The organism is Hymenobacter glaciei (assembly GCF_039539585.1).
Classification (GTDB): Bacteria; Bacteroidota; Bacteroidia; order Cytophagales; family Hymenobacteraceae; genus Hymenobacter; species Hymenobacter glaciei.
In genome coordinates this window covers 249,876-270,813 of sequence record NZ_BAABDK010000016.1, presented here as the reverse complement: position 1 = coordinate 270,813, position 20,938 = coordinate 249,876, and the positions used below count along the sequence as shown (strand labels likewise).

The window sequence follows — 20,938 nt, the reverse complement described above, 5'->3', positions numbered from 1 at the left end:
AGAAGCGGCGGTTTTGTTTTAATGCCCTTTGCCGAACCGGTAGTGCTTGTTAGCCTTAGCGGTTTTAAATTTCTCCAGACTGTGGGGGTTCAGGTCGATAACCGGGCGAATGTTCTCGCGGCGGAACTGGGCTTTGTTGTTTTTGCCCGCGCCGGCTCCCGATTCATGTTTGAAGGCGCGTTTGAGGTTGCCTTTGGGACGGTTCTGTGCCGTGGCTACGCCCGCGGTGCTCAGGCTGAAAGCAAAAAGGAGGAGAAGAGAAAGCTTATTCATGATAATAGGAGTCTAAAAAGCGGAAGAGGGATAATACCAAGCCACTAGCTGGCTGTTAGCTCCTTGTACTGCAGTTTTGCCGGAAAGGATGCTGGCCGAAGCTTGAAAACCACCCTGTTTCAAAACTGTGCCAGAATGTTACTGCTTAGCAAAAGACTGGGGCAAGCCCAACTCGCGCGCCAGCGGAGCAGCCCCCGATTGCCAGAGAGCGGCCAGCACGGCGTTGGCGGTGTCGGCCAATTCGAGGTGGTAGTCTTCGTGCAGCCTGGCGGTTTGTTTCAAGGCTTCGTGGGTGCGCTTGGCCAGGTGTTGGAGCAGGGGCTGGGTGGGGCCGTGCAGCCGGGCCGTGGTAGCGGGCTGGTGCTGGAACACGTTGTGCAGCAGGCGCCAGCTCAGCTCGATTTCGCCAAATACGTCGCCCGTGATTTTGGTGTGGTAGGCCAGCCGGGCCTGCAGCTGCCGCAGAATCACGAGCAGGTCGTTGGGGGTGGGGTGGAACCCCCGCACCGGGTCGTCGACCTGGGTGCGCAGGGTGGCGCGCCGGGTTTCGAGGGCTTCAGGGCCTTCGAGCAGCCGAAATGCGAGCTGCTCGGTGAGGACGGCATCCTGGGCCACGAGGCGGGTGAGGAGCTGGTCTTTTTCTTTCGGGGGCAGGTCGAGCAGGGCGCGGCGCAGGTCGGGCGAGAGGGCTGGCATAATGGGGAACGGGCGCGGCCGAATGGTTGGCGTCGGGTGGCGCGGTTCGTTTTCGAAGGTAGCAGCCGGTCCGATTACGCCCTACCAATTAATTGTGAAGCATAGAAGAGTTTAATTTCTTATATTTAAGACGAGCAGTCATCATTATTCCGAATTCGTCATGCTTTCCCTCGGCCGATACCTGCGCAGCAGCTGCTTCGGCCTGGCTTTAGTGGCGAGTAGCTGCCGCACGGCGGGCGGGCCGACGGTTCAGGCGGCGCAGTCGGTCGTTGGGTTGCCTGCGGTTTCGACCATGCACCCCGGGCCGCCCACCGTGGCCCAGCTGCTACGGGCCAGGTTCGACTCTGTAACCCCGGGTCAGTCGGCCCGCAGTGGACAAAACCACCGGGCGGCAGCGGTGCAGGCATTTTACAAACCGGTTGCAATTCCGGCCTGGCTGGTGGGCGATAGCCTGAGCCACCCGGCCCAGGAAGTGCTGGCGCTACTGGCCCGGGCCTGGGTTTATGGCCTGCAACCGGCCGACTACGGCGTTGCCAGCCTGTTGAGCCTCCGCGATTCGCTGGCCATGCCCGCGCCGGCCACGGCCCGCCAGCTGCAGCTGGTCCGCTACGAAGTGTCCCTGACCGATGCCGTGCTGGCCTTCGCGCACGACCTGAAGCACGGCCGCCGGCACCGCGTGCGGCAGCCGGCCGAGGCCGCGGCCCAACTCCGCGCCGCTTTGGCCGGTGGTGCACTGTCGGCGACGCTGCTGGCTAGCCAGCCGGCTAACCCCGAGTATCGCCAGCTGCAGCTGGCGCTGGCGCAGTGGCTGGCCCAGGCGCCCGGCCCGCCCGATTCGGTGGTGGCCCACCACCGCCTGCGCTTCGAGCGCATTGCCCTGAACCTGGAACGCTGGCGCGCCGAACCCATCGCCGAGTCTGAATACCTGCTGGTAAACATCCCCGCTTTCGAGCTGCTAGTAATGGGACACGACACCGTGAAACGCCGCGCCCGGGTGATTGTGGGCAAGCCCGCCACGCCCACGCCCACGCTGCGTAGCCGCATCAAGTACTTCACCCTGGCCCCGGTCTGGAACGTGCCGTACTCCATTGCCAGCCAGGAAATGCTGCCCCGCCTGCAGGACGACCCCAGCTTCCTGGCCGCCAGCGACCTGGCCGTGTATGACGGCCGCCACCAGCGCCGCAATCCCCGGACCATAGCCTGGAGTGAGGTGACGGAGCAGACGTTCAAGTATACCATTCAGCAGGACGCGGGGCCGCGCAACGTGCTGGGCAACGTTGTCTTTCACTTTCCCAACCCCTACCTCGTGTACCTGCACGACACGCCCGAGCGCTACCTGTTCGCCCAGGCCAACCGCGCCCTCAGCCACGGCTGCATTCGGGTGGAACGCCCGCGCGAGCTGGCGGCCTGGCTGCTGCGCCGCGAGGGTAACCCCACGCCGCTGCCCACGGCCGCCCAGGCCCGCCAAAGCCCGCCGCAGGAAGTGCTGCTGCGCCGGCCGCTGCCCATTTTTATTCGGTACGCTACCGTCACAGCAGAAAATGGGCACCTGCGCTTCTTCCGGGATATTTACGGGCAGGACCAGGTGCTACGCGAGGCGTTGTATTGCCCGAAGTAGCGCGACTACAAAGTCCGCATTACCGGCTTATGTGCCAGTGGACGACGAGTGTTTAGCAGAAACATGAGTGTCAGTGGGGCTAGCGGCATCTGTCTCGCGCCAAGCTTATCTATTCTGCTTTACGAAAAACTAGGTGTCTATCGGAAGGTTAGTGGCTTGCAAACTAGGCGATTGGTGTCGGAAGCGAAATAGCTGGTGTATGCATAAAATGTAATCGGCGGATGGTTGATATCAATAAAATATTGCTGAAGCCTATATCGATTTGCTAAGTCCAAGACATTAATCAAGGATGAGTAACGGGCGTTTGGGGTAAAGTAAATCCGAAGTCCGCCACTTCCCCAATTGGGGTGTTTTCCAACGCTATGAAGTAGGGTTCGGAACTGGCGAATGGCTAAAGAATCGGCTTGCTGACTTTGACCAATTGTCAGAGTAGACCACTGGCGGAAATGAGGAAGCAGGGAATAGCGAAACTCTTTTTTTAGTATTCGAATTGTTTTATAATCCAAGCAATGCTCTTCACGGTCTATTGTTGGCCAAATCAAATCTGAAACCGGCCGTGGTGGCAGTCGTAAATCAATCCAACTGCGCTGCTTCAACCGCTCCTGCCACGGGCGTAGCGCCAAACACCCCAGCAGCAGCAGCCCCGCCAGCGCCAGCAGGCCCGGTGGAAGCAACAGGCGGCGACGGTGGCGGCGGGGCAGGTGGAAGTGCATGGCAGCGGCGCAGTATGAAATATGGTGCTCAACGGTTGGAACTGGCCAGAAAGTACGCGGCCAGGCAACAATTCACGTATGGCACTGGTCTGTCTCGTTCCGAGCTTGTTTTTTACATGATACCAATTCGTTCCCGGCCACAATGGTGGTACTGGCTGCCCGCGCTGCTGACTCTAACTATTGTTGCCCGCGCCCAAACGCCCACCGATACCACCCGCACCGTGGCCCTGCCCGCCGCTACCGTCACCGGCTACGGGCAGCAGCTGCCGCTGCGCCGCACGGCGGCGGCCGTGGGCGTGCTCGATGCCCGCGTGATTGAGCAGTTCAGCCCCGCTGCTCTCACCCAGGCCGTGAACACGCTGCCCGGCGTGCGGCTGGAGGAGCGCGCCACGGCCAGTTACCGCCTCAGCATTCGGGGCAGCACGCTGCGCTCGCCGTTTGGGGTGCGCAACGTGAAGGTGTACTACAACGGCCTGCCGTTCACCGACGCGGGCGGCAGTACACCCCTCAATTTGCTCGACCCCGCCATTATTGGTCGGCTCGAAGTGCTGAAAGGCCCCGCCGGCAGCGTGTACGGGGCGGGCACCGGCGGCGTGGCCCGGTTCGAAACGCCAACCGTGGCTGCTGGCACCAGCCGGGTGGCCGTGGGGGCCACGGTGGGCAGCTATGGCCTGCGCCGCAGCACCATCGCGGCCGAAACGGGCAGCGCTACCACCAGCGTGCGCGCCCAATACGCCCACCAAAGCCTCGACGGCTACCGCCAGCAAAGCGCCCTGCAGCGCAACGTGCTGGCCCTCGACGTGCGCACCACGGCCTCGCCCAACACCACGCTGGCCGCGCACCTGCTCTACGCCGACATCAGCTACCAGCTGCCTGGCGGGCTCACCCGGGCACAGTTCGCCGCCGACCCGCGGCAGGCGCGGCCCGGCACGGCCGCCGCGCCCGGCACTGTGGCCCAGCAAGCCTACTACGCCTCGCGCACCGGGCTGCTGGGCCTCACCCACGAGTACCGTTTCAGCGACCGGCTCGACCTGCAAACCACGCTCTACGGCAGCGGCTCGGCCCTGCGTACCCCGTTTCTGGTCGATTACCAGTTGGGCACGGCCGTGGGCGGGGGCGGGCGCACGGCGCTGCGCTGGCGCACAGCCCTGGCCGGCCGCCCGCTGCGGCTGCAGGGCGGCGGCGAGTTTCAGGGCAGCCTGGCTAATGGCCGCAGCTACCTGAATGTGGGCGGCAAACCCGGCGCGCTGCGCTACGACGACGACATCACCACCAGCACCGGCTTCGTGTTTGCGCAGGCCGACTATGAGCTGCCGGCCGGCCTGCTCTTAACCGCTGCTGCCAGCTACAACCGCCTGCGCTACGGCATCGTGCGCAGCAGCGCGGCCGCCACCAACCCCACCGGCTACCAGTTCGCCCGCAACTTTCGGCCGGTGGTGTCGCCCCGCGTGGCGCTGCTGAAGGAATTTGCCCCGGCCCTGGCCGCTTACGCCAGCATAAGCACCGGTTTTTCGCCGCCCACGGTAGAAGAAATCCGCCCCTCCGACGGCAGCCTGAACGCCGACCTGCAGGCCGAGCGCGGCACCAGTTACGAGGTGGGCGCCCGCGGGCAGCTGTTTGGCGACCGGCTGAACTACGACGTGAGCGTGTTCGATTTGGAGCTGCGCGAAACCATCGTCAGCAGCAGCACGGCGCAGGGCATTGTGGTGTTTCGCAACACCGGCCGCACCCACCAGCGCGGCCTCGAAGCGGCTCTGAGCGGGTGGCTGTGGCACGAGATGGCAGTGGTGCCCAATGCGCCCGACAACGTGCAGATGACCGGGCGGGGCCTGCGCGCCTGGGCCAGTTACGCCTACAACGACTTCCGGTTCGGCAGCTACGCGAGCAGCGGGGTCGACTTCAGCGGCAACCGTCTCACGGGCACCACGCCCCACACGCTCAGCGCGGGGCTCGATTTCAGCGAGCGGCTCGGCTTTTACCTCAGCCCCAGCTTGAGCCACCAGGCCCGGGTTGTGCTCAACGATGCCAATACCGAGGAAGCGGCCGGTTACTGGGTGTTGGGGGCGCGGGGCGGCTGGCGGCGCACGCTGGCCGGGCATCTCGAAGCCAACATCTACGCTGGCATCGACAATGCCCTTGACCGCCGCTACAGCCTCGGCAACGACCTCAACGCCTTTGGCGGGCGTTACTTTCAGCCCGCCCCGGGGCGGGCCTGGTACGGCGGCGCGCAGCTGGGCTGGCGCTTCTAGCTTGCTGCTGATTGCACAAAAAAAGAGCCGGCTGCTTACGCGACCGGCTCTTTCACACTGCCCGAAAGCAGGACTGCAACCTTAGTGTAGCAGGTTCAGGCGAATGGTTTGCGTGCCGGTGGCGGTTACCAACCGGGCCACGTACACGCCTTCCTGTAGGCCCTCGCCCACAGCAAAGCGGTAGCGCACGCCACCCTGGGCCTCGCCGCTGCTCACGCGGGCTACTTCACTGCCTTTCAGGTCGTACACCGTCAGGGAGTACTTCGCCGTTTCGGGCAAGGCAAACGACAGCGACGTGGCCGATGTGAAGGGGTTCGGGAAGGCGGCCAACGCGCCGGCTTCGGCCATGCTGCTTTCCTCAGCCAGCGACTGGCCAATGCCCGAAGCCAGGCTGGTGCTGCTCGTGCGGGCCGGGCAAACCGGCGTGCGCGAAGGGTCGAAAATGCGGCAGTTGTCGAACAGCTCGTTGATGCCGGCTACCGCGCAGTTGATGTCGCTGAGGCTGGGGTTGCCGCCGCCATTGGCGTAGGGAACGCAGCCCAAGGCCTTATTGGCGAGGGCCAGCAGGCTGCCCACCGTGGCCGTGCCACTGCCGTAGTCGAGGTTGCCGAGCACGGAGGCCGGAATGGAACGGGAAATGCCGGTGTAATCGCGCGAGTCGGGCGACGAGCAGTTGATTGTGGCGTAGGAGGTCATCGTCGCGCTCAGAGGTACGCCGGTCAGGGTGTTGTCGAGGCGCAGGTTCAGGGCCAGGGCCAGCGTCTGGCCCACGAGCACGTTGTTGAAGCGGCCGTTGCGCAAGAAACCGGAAGGGAACGAGGCAGCGCAGCCACTGGCATTGCCCAGCGTGCTGGGGAAAGCGGCTGCCGAGCCGCCGGCCGGCATCTTAGCAATGATGCATTGGGCCGTGGCCGTGCGGGCCTGGCTGGCGGCGGCGCTGGTGCCGCCGGTGTAGCTGTAAGTGAGGCTGCGGCCGGGGGCTCCCAGCACCAGGTTGGTGGCCGTGAACATGTCCGCAATCAATTCCAGGCGGCGCTTCGTGGGCTCTTTGCAGATAACGCCGTTGCTGTTGCCGTAGCCTCCCTGCGTGAGGGTGCAATGCTGGGCGCCGCAGTTGGCAGCCAGCAAGGTGGTCGAACTCGTAGCCGTGCAGCCACGCGCATCAGTTACCGTCACCGTGTAGGAGCCGGCCCCCAGCCCGGTAGCCGTGGCCGTGGTTTGTCCGCCGGGGCTCCAGGAGTAGGAGTAGGGGGCGGTGCCGCCACTAACCGAGGTGGTTGCCGTGCCATCGGCGCCGGCGCAGGTAGGGTTGGTGTTGCTGGTGCCGGCGCGCAGGGCGTTGGGCTGCGTCAGGGTGGTCGAGGTGCTGGCCGTGCAGCCGCGGGCGTCGGTCACGGTAACCGAATAGGTGCCGGCCGGAATACCACTCAAATCCTGGGTAGTGGCCCCGTTGGACCAGTAGTACGTGTACGGCGACGTGCCGCCGCTCACCGTTAGGTCGATGCCCCCGGTGCTGGCATTGCAGCACGACGGGCTGGTGAGCATGGTGCGCAGTGCCAGCGTAGCCGGCTGCGTTACCGTACCCGAAGCCGTGGCCGTGCAACCCGACGCATCGGTGATTGTGACGGTATAGGTACCGGCGGGCACATTGCTCAAATCCTGCGTAGTCGCTCCATTCGACCACGAGTAGGTATAGGGAGCTGTGCCGCCGCTTACCGTGAGGTCGACGCGGCCACTGCTGGTTGCGCAGCACGTAGCGGCTGTGGTGCTGATGCTGGGCCGCATGGCCGTAGCACCACCCACCGTGGCCGAGCAGCTGGCCGAACAGCCGTTGACATCGGTCACAGTTACCGAGTAAGTGCCCGGAGCCACACCCGTCAGGTTTTGCGTTGTTGCGCCGTTCGACCAGAGGAAGAAGAACGGAGCCGTGCCACCGCTCACGGCCAGCGTTACGCTGCCCGTAGCGCCGCCCACGCACGAGGCGGCGGTCGGGGTTGCCGTGGCCCGAAGCTGGGTGGGCGCGCCCACCGTGGCAGAGGCCGTAGCCGTGCAGCCATTGGCATCGGTTACCGTTACAGAGTAGCTGCCGGCAGCCACACCATTCAGGTCCTGGGTGGTAGCGCCGTTCGACCACAGATACGAAAGCGGAGCCGTACCGCCACTCGCCGTCAGGTCTACGCTGCCCGTGCCGCCGGCGCAGCGCGCGCCTATGGCCAGGGCGCTGGCCACTACTTGCGTGGGGCGGCCCACAGCGGCCCCGCTGGTTGCGGTGCAGCCGTGGGCATCCGTCACAGTCACCGAGTAGGTGCCGGGAGCTAGGCCGCTTAGGTCTTGCGTCGTGGCACCATTCGACCACAGGTAGCTATAGGGCGATGTACCCCCGGCCACGGTCAGGTTAACGGAGCCATTGGTGGCGTCGTAGCAGGTTGTGTTGGTTGCCAGCGCGGAAGCCTGCAACTGGGTAGGCGCGCCCACGGTAGCTGAAGCCGAAGCAGAACAGCCGTTGGCATCGGTCACGGTCACTGAATAAGTGCCGGCGCCGACAGCGCTCAGGTTCTGTGTGGTAGCGCCGTTCGACCAGGCAAACGTGAAGGGCGAAGTACCGCCGCTAACCGTGAGAGCTACGCTGCCGGTGCCACTGGCACAGCGCGCGCCAGTTGCTTGGGCACTGGCCAGCAACTGGGTGGGCCGGCCCACGGTGCCACCGCAGGTGGTGGTGCAGCCGTTGGCATCAGTCACCGTCACGGTATAGGTGCCAGCGAGCAGGGCAACCAGGTCCTGTGTGGTAGCGCCGTTCGACCAGAGGTATGTATAGGGAGCCGTGCCGCCGCTCACTGTCAGGTCGACGGAGCCGTTGGTGGCATCGTAGCAGGTCGCGTCCATCACCCGCGAAGTAGCCCGGAGTTGAGCAGGCTCGCCCACCGTGGCGCTGGCCGTGGCCGAGCAGCCGTTCGCATCGGTGACCGTAACGGAGTAGGTGCCGGCAACCACGCCGCTCAAATCCTGGGTGGTCGCTCCATTTGACCATAGGTAAGTGAGCGGGGCCGTGCCACCACTGGCAGCAAGGTCAATACTGCCCATGCCGCCGGCGCACCGCGCGCCAGTTGCTTGGGCGCTGGCCAGCAACTGCACGGGCCGGCCCACGGTGGCGCCGCAGGTAGCCGTGCAGCCGTTGGCATCCGTCACGGTTACCGTGTAGGTACCGGGGGCCAGGCCGCTTAGGTTTTGCGTCGTGGCCCCGTTCGACCAGCGGAAAGAGAGCGGAGCAGTGCCGCCACTCACGGCCAGCGTCACGGTACCGTTGTTGGCATCGTAGCAGGTCGCGTCGGTTTTGCTGGCCAGAGCGGTAATCTGGGTCGATTCGGTTACGGTAGCTGAGCCATTGGCCGTGCAGCCGTTGGCATCGGTTACGGTCACGGTGTAGGTGCCGCCAGCCACGCCATTCAGCGTGGGGGTAGTGGCGCCATTCGACCACAAATAAGTGTACGGAGCGGTACCGCCGCTCACGGCCGCGCCTGCGCCTCCCGTGCTGCCACCAAAACAGCTGGGGCGCGGGCTGGTGACGTTCAGGCGCAGCGCCGCGGGCTCCAGAATGGTCGCGCCGGCGGTGCTGGTGCAGCCACTGGCATCCGTCACGGTTACCGTGTAGGGTCCAGCTATCAGGCCGCTCAGGTTTTGCGTGGTGGCCCCGTTCGACCAGCGGAACGAGTAGGGGCTGGCCCCGCCGCTCACGCTTAAGGTAATGGCCCCGGTGGCGCTGCCGCCGCAGGTCACGTCGGTGCGGGCAGCGGTGGCCAGCATGCTCACGGCCGCCGGCACAGTGGCCGAAGCAGTGCCCGTGCAGCCGTTCACGTCGGTGATGGTGAGGGTGTAGGTGCCAGCAGGCACCCCGCTTAGGTTTTGGGTAGTAGCCCCGTTCGACCACAAGAACGTGTAGGGTGCCGTGCCGCCCCCAAATTTCTGCAAGGTTACACTCCCCGTTGCATCGCCGCTGCACCGCACCCCCGTCACCAGGATGTAAGGGACCTCAATGCGCAGGTATTCGGAAACTGTGGCGAAGCATCGCGCCGTCGCGCCCGTGGCATCGGTTACGACCACGCTATAGTAGCCCGGGCCTAGGCCGCTGAGGTTGGCCGTAGTGGCTCCATTCGACCACTGGTAGGTAAATGGAGCGGTGCCCCCCATAACCGTCGTGGTAATCGTCCCGTCGTTGCCCCGGCACGTGGGGTTGGTGTGCGTGCTGCTAACCTGAAGCGTCGCCGCCGGTGCCCAGCGAGCCCCCGTGAGGTAGCCAAACAGCGGAGCCGGCTCCATGCCAGTTGCCCAGGAGGGCACCGGAGCGGCAAAAGCGGTGCCAGCCGCCAGTAGCCCAGCCAGCAGCAGACCCAGGGCGCGCACCAGCAGGGTGCGGGTGCGCAGGGCAAGCGGCCCCCAACAGGGCCGTGTCGGAAATGATGTAGTTGTTGTCATTGCAGAAAAGGTGTAGGAGGTGAAACAGGTGAAGGCACTAGCAGCGCAAGCCCAAATGCTAAGGCCCTTCGGGCGGGTGAATGCGGTTTTTAAGCTTCATTAAAGTAAGTATTTAATTGGATTATTTATAAAGTTAATAAATAAATTTATTATTGCAATATTTATTATGTTTTTTCCAATGAATGTAAATGGTGGTAATTATGTGCTGCTTTAATCAAATGGGGGCGCGCTTTGCCAACGAAGCGCCAGAAAAGGGCACAAAAAAAGACTTCCACCCCGCGGGATGGAAGTCTAAAAATCGGTTTGCCGAGCCGGTGCGCTTAGCTGTGCTCTTCGGGCAAGGTGAAGGCGCGGTCGCTGGGGTTAGTTAGCTCGCGGGGCAGGTTCTCGTCGGAAGCTGGGGCGGGGCCCGGGTTGGTCATCGACTGCGTGTCGGACCGGAGGGAATCGTCCATCTCGTCGGATTTCTCCTGGCCTGAGGCGTTGTTGTCGTCGAGCTGCTGGCCGTAGGTAGCGGCGTTGAGCATAGGGGTCGAAGCGCCGTCTTCGGTGTTGGCTTGCTCGTCGAAGGTATTGGGGTTGTCGGGGGACATTGGGAGGGGTGCTGGGTGAAAGATATGTGACCGGAGGCCGTTACCTACTCGTCTTTAGCAGGGTAGTTAGCGTCGGCAGATTCGTCGCGGGTGTTGTGGGTGCCGCCACCGGCATAACGGGGGTCGTCGGCAGCCCAGGCGGCCTGCTGCGTTTCGTCGTCCTTACCCTGGGCGTTGCGCACCGCGGCCGGGTTCTGGTTCTGCTCGACGTGGCCGGGCTGGTCCTCCGGGTTATCGGGAGAGTTCTGGGCTTCGGCCTCGCGGTCGTTAAACTCCGAAAACTCGTCGGGATTGTCGTTGGCACCGCTGCGGCCGGGGCCTGCGTTGGTGGGGGCGTTGCCAGCGGCGTGCCCGAACTCGCCGTAGTTGGGGCTGGAAGCCGATACAGCGGGGTCGTTGGGATTGGGACGGGTGGTAGCGGCGCGCTCCTGCTGGTCGCTGGAAAGGGGGGCGTTAGCAGGCGAAAGGGGGGATGTGGGCGTATCCATGCGGGGAAGAATGAAGTAAAAACTAAAAAACCAGGCGGGCCGTGCCCGGCTGGGTATATCCCTGTACGCAAATTGGCGGCGGCCGTTCATTTTTGCGTATAGCCCACAGTTGTTACCCTTCAGCACCCTTGCTCATGTCTATTCAGCACGACAGTACTAACCAGGAATTTACTACCACTCAGGACGGCCACCCCGCCGAGCTGGCCTACACCAGGCCCAGCGACGACGTTGTCGACTTCACCCACACCTTTGTTGATGAAGCCCTGCGCGGCCGGGGCCTGGCCGACGAGCTGGCCCGCGCCGGCCTGGACTTCGCCCGCAAGCACCAGCTCAAGGTGAAGACCAGCTGCACCTTCATGGCGAGCTTCGTGAAGAAGCACCAAGCCGAGTACGCCGATATTCTGGCCTAACCTCCGGCTCTCTCATCGAGAAGGCCGGTATGTCGCGCGGCCAACGGTAGTCGTCTTTCCGAAAAGCGACCATCGGGGCAATGGGACAAGCCGGTTTTTTTACATAAAAAGCCCCGACACTGTGCAGTGTCGGGGCTTTTTATGTCGCAGCGGTTCTGCATAAAGAGCAAGGATGGCCGTATTGTGCTCCCCTTGCTAACGCCAAAGCCAGTGGGCTACTACTACCGCACTACCACGCGGCCGGTGTACTCGGCCTCGGCGGTCTGCACGCGCACGGCGTAGATGCCGGCCGAAAGGCCGCGCAGGTCTACCGCTACGGTTTCGGCGCCGCCAAGCTGGGCGGTGCGCTGGCGCACGGGCCGGCCCAGCATATCGAGCACCTGCACGGTGGTCGTGCGGGCAGTGGCCACGCCGGGCAGGCGTACCTGCACGGTTTCGGAAGCCGGGTTGGGGTAAATTTCGAGGGTGTTGCGCAGAACTGTAGCGGCGCGGCTGGCCAGCGCCACGAAGCAACCGGCACTGGTGTAGCTGCCCACGCCGGCGTAGTTATCTACGCCGTTGCCGGTCCAGGTAGCGGAGCCGTACGGTCCGTTCCAGCGGCCACCCTGGGTGGTGTTGGGCAGGCGCACCATGGTGTTGTTCAGGGTCGAGCCGCCTCCGGCTACCGTCCACGAGGTGGGCTGCTGGCCAATCACGCCAATCACATCAAGCGTATCGGTGCCATCAAAAAGCGCGATGGCGTCGTCACCGTTAAAGAAGGCCACGCTGTTCTGCACATCGGTCTGGGCCGCTACGCCGGGGTCGGTCACGCCGGTGTTCGCCACTACGTACACGTCGCCGGGGGCAATGATGCCCGCCAGCGCCAGGGTGGCAGTAGCAGTAGTAGCGCCGTTGGAATACAGCACCACGCGCTTGCCGGCCAGCGGCATGGGGGCCGACGTGGGGTTGTAGATTTCAACCACTTTGGTGTTGCCCGTAGCCGACTCGGCGTACTGCGTGAAATAGGGCTTGGTGCAGGGGGAGCCGGCCGGAGCCGCATCGTCGTTCACGATGGTGAGAACGTGCGTGCTGGGCGGGCCGAAGACAACAGGTACGGGCGCGACTGGGCCGAATACCAAGCGTACTGTTTCGCTGGGTTCGTAGGTTGCATCGCCGTTCACGGTCACAGTCACCGGCTGCGTCATAGGGCCGCCGCTGAAGAAGGAGACGCTAGTTGTATTAAGTGTGTAGTCGCTGGGGCTGTTCGCCGTGCTGTTCGCCGCATCCACGTTGATTTGCGCTACCATAGTCGGTGGTACCGGCCCGCCCGAGAGCGTGACGTTTACGGTGTAGGTGCGGGTGCCGGTATTACCCTCCTGGATGGTCCCACTAGCCGAGGCAAAGCTTAGGGTTAACGGTTGCCCGTCCTCGTTGGTAATGGTGAGGGTGTGCGTGCTGGCGCTGCCCACGCTGTTGCCGGTGCTGGGGTTGGTCAGGGTCAGTACCACGGTTTCGTCGGCTTCGGGCTGGGTATCGCCGGTCACGGTCAGGGTCACGGTTTGCGAGGTGCTGCCGGCCGGGAAGGTTACGGTAGTGGGCGACACGAAGGTGAAGTCGGTGCCGCTGGTGGCCGTCGAACTGGCCGCGTCCAAGCTTACCTGCACGGTAGTGGCCGTAGTAGCAGCTGGCGACAGGTTCACTGTGAAGGTGTAGGTGGTAGTGCCGCTGTTGCCTTCGATAATGCTGCCGGTGCCAGCCGCGAAGCTGAACGTAGGGCCGGCCGGAGCCAAGCCGTACGCCTGAGCTACCAGCTCGGGGTACTCGATGTAGGGGTTGTAGTTGCCCTGGCTGGCGGCCGCGCGGCGGTTGCGCTCCCGCTCGCGGGCATCGACCGGGTCGGCCAGGTGCCAGGCGTAGAGGGTAGCCAGCGGGGCGAGGGAAGTGATGCTTTGGTGGCCGGTGGCAATGAGTTCCGGCTGGGTGTCGTGCATGGTGTAGAAGTAGAACGCCGTGCGGGCCACGTTGCCCTTGTGGTCTTCGCGGGGTTCAAACACCGAAGAAGTGGCCTCGCTGTACTCGTCGATGTTGGCGGCCGGTATGGTGCTCTGGGAGGTGGTGTTCCGCATCCAGATGGTGGTAGACGCGTCGGGAATGTCGATGAAGGGGTTGTTGCCCCGGTTCGAGTTCCACTGAATGTAGGTGGGGTAGAGGTGGTGCATGTCGGACACCATGCGCGCCGCTTGGGTGAACCACGACTGCGGAATGGTGTGCTCGCAGTTGATGTTGGCCGCCGACGAGGTGCTCGAGCTGTTGAAGTCGAGCGGAACCGGCGTGTTATAGCCCGAGTACACGCACGTCACCGAGTTGTTGTAGTTGTCGGCGTAGTTATACATTTTGGCCCGGGCTGCGGAGTAGGAGAGCACCGTGCGCTTGCCGTCGTACCAATTGGTGCGCAGCCAGTCGCGCAGGCCCTGGCCTTGCAGGTTGGCAGGTGGGGCGGCCGGCACTGCCGGGAACACCTGGGCGCGCAGCGCGACCGGCGACAAGGCCAGCACTAGCAGCAGCTTCGAGAAAACGTGCTTCATAAAAATGGAAAAATTTAGAATAAGGAACTTGAAAACGTAGGAGGTTGAATGAGCAGGCCAGAACGCCGCCGGCTATTAAGCCAGGCCGTAGGGGAAGCAACAAATATAAGCAGATAGCCGCATGCTGCAGGCTGCCGGCCCCTTACGAAATCAAACAGGCTTCGGGTGTACTTTCGTGCGCTTCAAGTCCCCCATCATCACCGCCCCATCCATGGCTGATATCACCACCACCGAACTGCGCCAGCGCCTGCAAGCCGGCGAAACCCCTCACCTCATCGATGTGCGCGAGCCCTGGGAGCACGAGGAAGGCTGCATTCCCACCGCTCAGAACATACCCCTCAGCTCCGTACCCGACAAGCTCGACGACCTCGACAGCTGGAAGGAGCAGGAAATCATCGTGCATTGTAAAAGCGGCAGCCGCTCGGGCCAGGCCAAAGCCTTCCTCACCCAGCAGGGTTTCACCAACGTGCGCAACCTGCTCGGCGGCTTCACCGAGTATTCGGCCGGCGGTAACTAGCCGCGCCACTTCGGTATGTCAGTTTACAAGAACGTCCTGTTGCGCGCAACAGGACGTTCTTCTTTTGCTGCTGTTCCAGTATTAAGCTGCCGGGCCGGGGCTATGGCGGGAAACGGCCAACATCGTTGGGTACAGCAGGAGCAGCCAGGCCTGGCGCCCCGCTGGGGTGTAGTCATAATCTGAGAAATTTTCCCTGAGGCTTGGAGGAAGTTTGAAAAACAGGCCAGAAGCAAAGTAGCGCCATCACGAAGGGTTGCGCCCTGGCGCCGGGCAGCCGCGGCCGGCCATTCTGCGTACGCCTGCTACTCCCTCGCCTTGTTTATGCCCGTTGCCATGCCCCAGCCCGAACCTCTCGCCGAACTGCGCGCCGCCCTGGCTGCCGATGCCACTCCCGAAGCCCGCCTGCAAACCGCCCTCGACCTGGTGGGCCCGCACCTGCGCGCCGACCGCTGCTTCCTCTACGTGCGCAACCCGACCCAAGCCCGCGGCCGCATTGCCCTGGTGTGGCGCCTCGATGAGGCCGTGCCCGACCCGCGCCACCCCTGGCAGGACGACGCCGGCGACCTGCCGAAGGAAGACCCACTCTTCCGGGCTGCGCTCGCCTGCCGCCCTTCTGTTTTTGTCGATGACGTGACCGAGGCCGGCCCCGAGGTGCTCAACCAGGAGTTCGAGCGCCGCACCTTCGGTCACCGGGCGCTGGTACACGCGCACATCACCGAAAACGGCCAGCTCTGGGGCATTCTGCAGCCCTGTGTGTTTGGCCACCCGCGCCACTGGACGGCTGCCGAACGTGCGTACCTGGATGGTGCCGTGAACCTGCTGCTGCCCGTAGTGCAGGCGTACATGGATGGCCGGGATGTTACCTAGCCGCTGTTATTGCGCAGCCAGCACCAGCCGCCCATCGGCGGCGTAGGCCAGCTCGCCGCGGTCTACCAGCTCGCGCACCGCGGCCGTCACGGCTGCCGCCTGCGCGGGCGGAAACGCGGCCAGCAGCTCGCGCGGCGTGGGCGTGGTTTGGTGCACCTGTTGCAGCAGGGGCTCGCGCAGCGAAACCGCTTGTGCAGCTGCTTGGGCGGCTTTTTTATCGGTCAGGCAAACATCGCACACTCCGCAGCGGGCCAGGTCGGCCTCATCAAAATACGTGAGCAGCAATATCTGGCGGCAGCGGGAGCCGCCCAGGTACTGGCCCACGGCGTGGGTTTTGGCGCGGGCCAGGTCGCGGGCGGCCGTCATCTTCACCTGGTCGAGGGGCAGCTTGGGCGCATCGAAGCGCGGCGTGGTAAACATGGCCTGCGGGGCTTCCTGCTTGGGCTGGTAGTGCAGAATGCCCGCCGTGTGCAGGTAGCGCAGCTGCTGGCGCACTTCCACCACGCTGCGGCGCAGGTGAGTGGCCAGCGAGTTCTCCGAAATCGTCTGGAAATCAACAAACAGTTCACCGCCGTGCAGCCGCAGCAGGGCTTTTATCAGTTGGTCGTGCTGGGCATTGGCCACCTGGAAGGCGTATAAATCCTGATGGCTCATGATGAGGTGCACCCGCGCCGGCTGGTTCACCGCTTCGTTCAGCTGCACGAAGCCTTCGCGCTGCAGAATTTTTAACGAATTATGGGCATCTACGGCCTTGATGCGGTAGGTTTCGGCAAACTGCTGCAGGTCGAAATCGAACGCCGCCAGCTCGCCGCCTCCTACTGCCGTGCTCGAGTAGTTGGCCAGCGCCTGGTACACGCGCTTCACCGTATCCAGGGGCGGAAACGACTGGCTGCTGCGGCGGCGCAGCTCGTCGGCATCGGCTGGGCCGGCCAGCAGCACAGCAAAAGCATACTGCCCGTCGCGGCCGGCGCGGCCTGCCTCTTGGTAGTAGGCCTCCAGGGTGTCGGGCGCATCGAGGTGGGCCACGAGGCGCACGTCGGGCTTGTCGATGCCCATGCCGAAGGCGTTGGTGGCCACAATCAGGCGCACTTTGTCGGCAATCCAGTCCTGCTGCACTTTGGTGCGTTTGTCGGCTGGCAGGCCCGCGTGGTAGGCCGCCGCGGCAAACCGGTGCTGCTGCAAAAAGGCGGCCGTGTCCTCCGTTTGGCGGCGGGTGCGGGCGTACACGATGCCCGTTTTATTGGGCCCCACGCCGCGCACCACCTCCAGCAGCCGGCGCAGCTTGTCCTCGGTGTGCAGCACCGAGTACGAGAGCTTGGGCCGGGCAAAGCTCTGCCGAAACACGCCCGCGCCCGGCCCAAATTTCAGCTTCTCCACGATGTCGGCCTGCACCTGCGCCGTAGCCGTGGCCGTGAGGGCAATAACCGGCGTGCCGGGCGGCAGCTTGTCGCGCAGCTCAGCAATGCGCAGGTAAGGCGGCCGGAAATCGTAGCCCCACTGCGAGAGGCAGTGCGCCTCATCTACGGCCAGCAGGCCCACGTTCATCTTGGCTGCCCGCACCTGGAACAGCTCCGTGAGCAGCCGCTCGGGACTCACGTATAAAAACTTCACGCTGCGGCCGTACACGCAGTTATCCAGCGCGTGGTCGATTTCCTGGTGGCTCATGCCCGCGTAAATGGCCTCGGCTTTCAGCCCGCGCTTGCGCAGGTTGTCCACTTGGTCCTTCATCAAGGCAATGAGCGGCGACACCACAATGCAGATGCCTGGCCGCGCCAGCGCCGGCACCTGGAAGCAGATGCTCTTGCCGCCGCCGGTGGGCAGCAGCGCCAGGGTATCGTGCCCGCGCAGGACTGAATCGATGATTTCCGCCTGCCCCGGCCGAAAAGCCGTGTGCCCCCAATGCTCCTTCAGCAGGGCCAGGGGGGAGGCTTCGGTATGGGAGGAGGACATGGGGCGAAGTTACGGCCAGCCGTCAGTAGCTGATGGATGCTTGCCGAACTGCCTTTATGTTGCTGTAGAAAATGGTTCTGGAGCTGGGAGTAGCTTTCGGCACGAGTTTGCGAAACTCATCTCATTGCAGCATTTCGTAAACTTAGAATGGTAAACGAGTTTCTTAAACGCGATATGGGCAGTAGGGCGGCTTCGCTAAGCTGATAGGCCCTATGGGCAGCGGTTCAGAGAAAGGAGGATAGCTGCAGACCTTAGTGGCCCGCGTCGAAGCCCAGAACCCCCCTAAGCTGCTGGGCCTAGAAAAATCCAGGATTTCGGTTGATTACTTTTCTCAACGTGATGTGGTAGAGCTTGGCACGAGTTGAATCGAATCGCACTCTTGCCCCTAGATGGTTTCTTCCATAGCTCTCCTTCCAATAAGTCACGGTCAGGTGGTGCGCCAAGCCAAACTCGCGTTTGGGTAGCAAAAACCGAAAATGGCCCCTGGCATCCGTACTATCCCGAACGCCCCTCATCTTCACCCACGCCCCGGCTTTGGGGATACCCAGCCAGTTCCTTACCACCCCCTGAATCAGAAACAAGCTGTCGGGAATGGTGGCGTGTGTGGGCTTGGTAGCCGTAGCCCCTGGCTTCGCACCTTGGGCCCGCGCCTTCATCCCCAACACCGACCACAGCAGCAACCCCATCGTCACCGCCCACCGCCGCCACCCGGTTAGGGGCTGCGCCGCCGCTAGTAGGGGCCGGCCCACTTGGTCTTCCCGAAACAGGCCGCATCTGCGTTCCGGGCTATACTGGCTCAGGAAGGCGACTACTTCCCCATCACTCATGCAGGTAAAGTCGACGACCTGCGTTTGGCAGCTGGCGCAGTGCCGGCCCACGTCAGTGGGGGCCATTGCATCCCAACTTTCGGCGCAGGTAACAGGCTGGGGGATGGTGGTAGAGAGCATAGCGTAAAGGTATCGGGCGGTGCCTTGGCGTTTGCTTTACAGGATTCTTGTTGCAAAAGAGATTTTCCCGGCACTACTTCCCGTTCACGCAAAACGGTGGCAAGGTAAACGCGCGCTGTTCAGAATTGGAGGGTAAAATGGTAGACCCTGCGTCGTTCCCGAACGTCGAAAGCGCTGCCAACCAACTAGAAATCGGATGTGCGGTGCTTGGCGCCTTCCTGCGGCGGGAAGATGGTCAGCGCTAAGCGGAAGATTAACTGGTCATCCCAAGCTTAGGCGCTTTACTCACCCCCTGCAGGGTGGTACGTACCAACCGAGCAAGCACGGCCAAACGCTTACGGCTGCAGGAAGAAGGCTCAAACCTTTCCAAGCCCGTTCGGCTTTTGCTCAGGCGCCGCGTGAGTGCTGCAGCGTTAGTACTTTAGCTACTGTTCGAACAGTACCCCCATTGGTGGGCACCCGCCTTTTCCCTTTACGATTCCCTATGCGTTCCACTCCGGCCGGGCGGTCGACCCCCTCCACTGCTGACCTCCAGGCCCTGCTGGACGTTTCCCTCACCGCGCTGGCTCTTTTGCGCCCCCGCTACGGCGCCGACGGGGCCGCCGTCACGGACTTTGCCTGCGCGTACCTTAACCCCGCCGGCCGGCAGTTCTTGGGGCAGCCAGCGCAGGCGGAGCAGTCCGAAGAAACCTTACTGACGCTCTTCCCCAACGCCCGCGAAAATGGCCTGTTGGCTTTCTGTGCCCGTGTGTTTGCCACCGGCGTAGCCGACCACTTCGAGGTGAGCTACACGGCTGACGAGCTGGACCACTCCTTCCGCGTGGCCGCCCGGCGCCAGGGCAAGCAGCTGGCGGCCAGTTTCACCGACCTCACCAGCACCCCGTGTGCCGCCGTGGAAACCGCTCTGCGCGCCAGCCAGGCCGCCGAAACCGTGGCCCGGGCCGACGCCCAGCGGCAGCGCGCCACCCTGGCCCGCTACCTGGGCCGGACGCACGCCGCTATTTGCGTGCTGCGTGGCCCGGCGCACGCCTTCGAATACTCTAACCCCACGTTCGAGCAGCTCTTTTCGGGCCGCCGGCTGCCGCTCGGCAGCCCGCTGGCCGAGGTCTTTCCCGCCACCCTCGCGCAGGCGGTGGTGCCCGCGCTCGACGGGGTGTACGCGAGCGGCAACTCCTTTTTTGGGGTCGAGCAGGCCCTGACCCTCGCCGTCGGGACCGAACCAGCCTCCCGGCACTACTTCACCTTTTCCTTCGATGCCTACGAAGAGGACGGCCGCACGGCGGGCGTGTCCATCTTCGCCTACAACGTCACGGAGGAAGTGGAAGCCCGCCAGCACACCGAGGCGCTCCAGGCCGAGGTGCTGGCCGCCGCCCGGCAGCAGCTGCACGAGCGCGACACCTTCCACGAAGTGTTCGAGCAAACGCCGGCGCTGGTGGCCCTGCTGCGTCAGCCCGGCCACCGGTTCGAATACGTGAACCCGGCCTACCAGGCCTTGTTTCCGGGCCGGGCGCTCGTGGGCCACGACCTGGCGAAGGCCGTCCCTGAACTCCAGGCGCAGGGCTTTGTCGACCTGCTCGACCGCGTGTACCAAACCGGCGAAACCTACTTCGGCGCCGAAATGCCCTTTGTGGCGGCCCCGGCCAAAGGCGCGCCCGAACATGTGGAGTACTTCAATTTTACCTACCAGGCCTTCCGCGAAGCCGACCACGTCGCCGGCGTTTCCGTCTTCGCCTTCAACGTGACCCCGCAGGTGCTGGCCCGGCAGCAGCAGCAGCAGGCCAGCCAGGCTCTGAGCGAAAGCAACCGCCTGCTCACGGCCACCAACGACGACCTGGACACGTTCATCTACACGGCCTCGCACGACCTCAAAACCCCCATCACCAACCTCGAAGGGCTGCTGCACGCCCTGCAGGAAGAACTGCCGGCCGCGCTGCTGCACGCCCCCGGCGTGGCCCCGCTGCTCGAGCGGATGCAGCAGGCCGTGGACCGCTTCCAGCTGACCATTGCCCAGCTCACGGACCTGACCAAACTGCAGCGGGCCGGTGCCCAGCCCGCCGAGACGGTGGACCTGGCCACCCTCGTCGACGACATCCGCCTCGACCTGACCCAGCAGCTCAGCGCGAGCGCCGCCCACCTGGAGGTGGACGTGGCCAGCTGCCCGCGGGTGTCCTTCGCGCCGAAGAACCTGCGCAGCATCGTGTACAACCTGCTCAGCAATGCCCTCAAGTACCGCGACCCTGCCCGCCCCGCCCAGGTGCGACTGCGCTGCCGCAGCACCGAAGACGGGCCGGTGGTGCTCGACGTGCGCGACAACGGCCTCGGCCTGACCGATGGCCAGCAGGGCCAGCTCTTTGGCCTGTTCCATCGCCTGCACGACCACGTGGAGGGCTCTGGCATCGGCCTGTACATGGTCAAGCGCATCGTGGAAAACGCGGGTGGCACCATCACCGTGCAGAGCACAGCGGGCGTCGGGACCACTTTCACCATCACGCTCCCCCCGACGGCCGTTGGGCCCTTGACGCCCGCACTTCCCTTGTGATTACAGGCGCCCGTTAGTCGTTGTCCTTGCTATGAGGCGCATTT

15 protein-coding genes are annotated in these 20,938 nt (G+C 63.9%); 6 read left to right on the top strand and 9 right to left on the bottom strand.

From position 1 onward, the window contains the following. Positions 1-18: 18 nt before the first annotated feature. Positions 19-273: a hypothetical protein gene (locus tag ABD837_RS10075; protein WP_345053630.1), complete on the bottom strand. Its 255-nt coding sequence runs from the start codon at positions 271-273 to the stop codon at positions 19-21. 138 nt (positions 274-411) lie between these two features. Then, positions 412-969, bottom strand: coding sequence for a hypothetical protein (locus ABD837_RS10070; RefSeq protein ID WP_345053628.1), 558 nt, complete (start codon positions 967-969; stop codon positions 412-414). A gap of 160 nt (positions 970-1,129) precedes the next feature. Here ABD837_RS10070 and ABD837_RS10065 point away from each other — a divergent pair, with 160 nt between their 5' ends. Further along, positions 1,130-2,587 carry a L,D-transpeptidase family protein gene (locus ABD837_RS10065; RefSeq protein WP_345053625.1) on the top strand — a complete coding sequence of 486 codons (1,458 nt, stop codon included), beginning with the start codon at positions 1,130-1,132 and terminating at the stop codon, positions 2,585-2,587. 137 nt (positions 2,588-2,724) lie between these two features. Here the strand turns inward: ABD837_RS10065 and ABD837_RS10060 are convergent, their stop codons facing one another. Then, positions 2,725-3,300: a hypothetical protein gene (locus ABD837_RS10060; RefSeq protein ID WP_345053623.1), complete on the bottom strand. Its 576-nt coding sequence runs from the start codon at positions 3,298-3,300 to the stop codon at positions 2,725-2,727. A gap of 116 nt (positions 3,301-3,416) precedes the next feature. On the opposite strand from ABD837_RS10060, the gene ABD837_RS10055 reads away from it, so the two are divergent. Continuing rightward, complete coding sequence (locus ABD837_RS10055) at positions 3,417-5,549, top strand: TonB-dependent receptor family protein (protein ID WP_345053621.1); 2,133 nt, start codon at positions 3,417-3,419, stop codon at positions 5,547-5,549. An 81-nt stretch (positions 5,550-5,630) separates the two neighbouring features. Here ABD837_RS10055 and ABD837_RS10050 read toward each other — a convergent pair whose 3' ends face one another. From ABD837_RS10050 to ABD837_RS10040, 3 genes are all read right to left on the bottom strand, one after another. Next, positions 5,631-10,019: a T9SS type A sorting domain-containing protein gene (locus tag ABD837_RS10050; RefSeq protein ID WP_345053618.1), complete on the bottom strand. Its 4,389-nt coding sequence runs from the start codon at positions 10,017-10,019 to the stop codon at positions 5,631-5,633. Between the two features lie 320 nt (positions 10,020-10,339). Continuing rightward, positions 10,340-10,612 (bottom strand): hypothetical protein, encoded by a 273-nt coding sequence (locus ABD837_RS10045; RefSeq protein ID WP_345053616.1) that lies wholly within the window; start codon positions 10,610-10,612, stop codon positions 10,340-10,342. 44 nt (positions 10,613-10,656) lie between these two features. Then, on the bottom strand, positions 10,657-11,100 hold the full coding sequence (locus tag ABD837_RS10040; protein ID WP_345053614.1) for a hypothetical protein: 444 nt from the start codon (positions 11,098-11,100) through the stop codon (positions 10,657-10,659). Positions 11,101-11,234: 134 nt separating this feature from the next. Between ABD837_RS10040 and ABD837_RS10035 the strand changes: the two genes are divergently transcribed. Beyond that, positions 11,235-11,510: a GNAT family N-acetyltransferase gene (locus ABD837_RS10035; RefSeq protein WP_345053611.1), complete on the top strand. Its 276-nt coding sequence runs from the start codon at positions 11,235-11,237 to the stop codon at positions 11,508-11,510. Between the two features lie 221 nt (positions 11,511-11,731). Here the strand turns inward: ABD837_RS10035 and ABD837_RS10030 are convergent, their stop codons facing one another. Next, on the bottom strand, positions 11,732-14,074 hold the full coding sequence (locus ABD837_RS10030; RefSeq protein ID WP_345053609.1) for an endonuclease: 2,343 nt from the start codon (positions 14,072-14,074) through the stop codon (positions 11,732-11,734). Between the two features lie 211 nt (positions 14,075-14,285). Between ABD837_RS10030 and ABD837_RS10025 the strand changes: the two genes are divergently transcribed. Together ABD837_RS10025 and ABD837_RS10020 are read left to right on the top strand one after the other, a co-directional pair. Continuing rightward, positions 14,286-14,591, top strand: coding sequence for a rhodanese-like domain-containing protein (locus ABD837_RS10025; RefSeq protein WP_345053607.1), 306 nt, complete (start codon positions 14,286-14,288; stop codon positions 14,589-14,591). 321 nt (positions 14,592-14,912) lie between these two features. Continuing rightward, the gene (locus ABD837_RS10020) at positions 14,913-15,458 is read left to right on the top strand and encodes a GAF domain-containing protein (protein ID WP_345053604.1); all 546 of its coding nucleotides are present in this window, start codon (positions 14,913-14,915) and stop codon (positions 15,456-15,458) included. Between the two features lie 6 nt (positions 15,459-15,464). Here the strand turns inward: ABD837_RS10020 and ABD837_RS10015 are convergent, their stop codons facing one another. Together ABD837_RS10015 and ABD837_RS10010 are read right to left on the bottom strand one after the other, a co-directional pair. Further along, positions 15,465-17,408 (bottom strand): RecQ family ATP-dependent DNA helicase, encoded by a 1,944-nt coding sequence (locus ABD837_RS10015; RefSeq protein ID WP_345053602.1) that lies wholly within the window; start codon positions 17,406-17,408, stop codon positions 15,465-15,467. A gap of 296 nt (positions 17,409-17,704) precedes the next feature. Further along, the gene (locus tag ABD837_RS10010) at positions 17,705-18,355 is read right to left on the bottom strand and encodes a hypothetical protein (protein WP_345053600.1); all 651 of its coding nucleotides are present in this window, start codon (positions 18,353-18,355) and stop codon (positions 17,705-17,707) included. Between the two features lie 484 nt (positions 18,356-18,839). Here ABD837_RS10010 and ABD837_RS10005 point away from each other — a divergent pair, with 484 nt between their 5' ends. After that, positions 18,840-20,894 carry a sensor histidine kinase gene (locus tag ABD837_RS10005; protein ID WP_345053598.1) on the top strand — a complete coding sequence of 685 codons (2,055 nt, stop codon included), beginning with the start codon at positions 18,840-18,842 and terminating at the stop codon, positions 20,892-20,894. Positions 20,895-20,938: the final 44 nt, after the last annotated feature.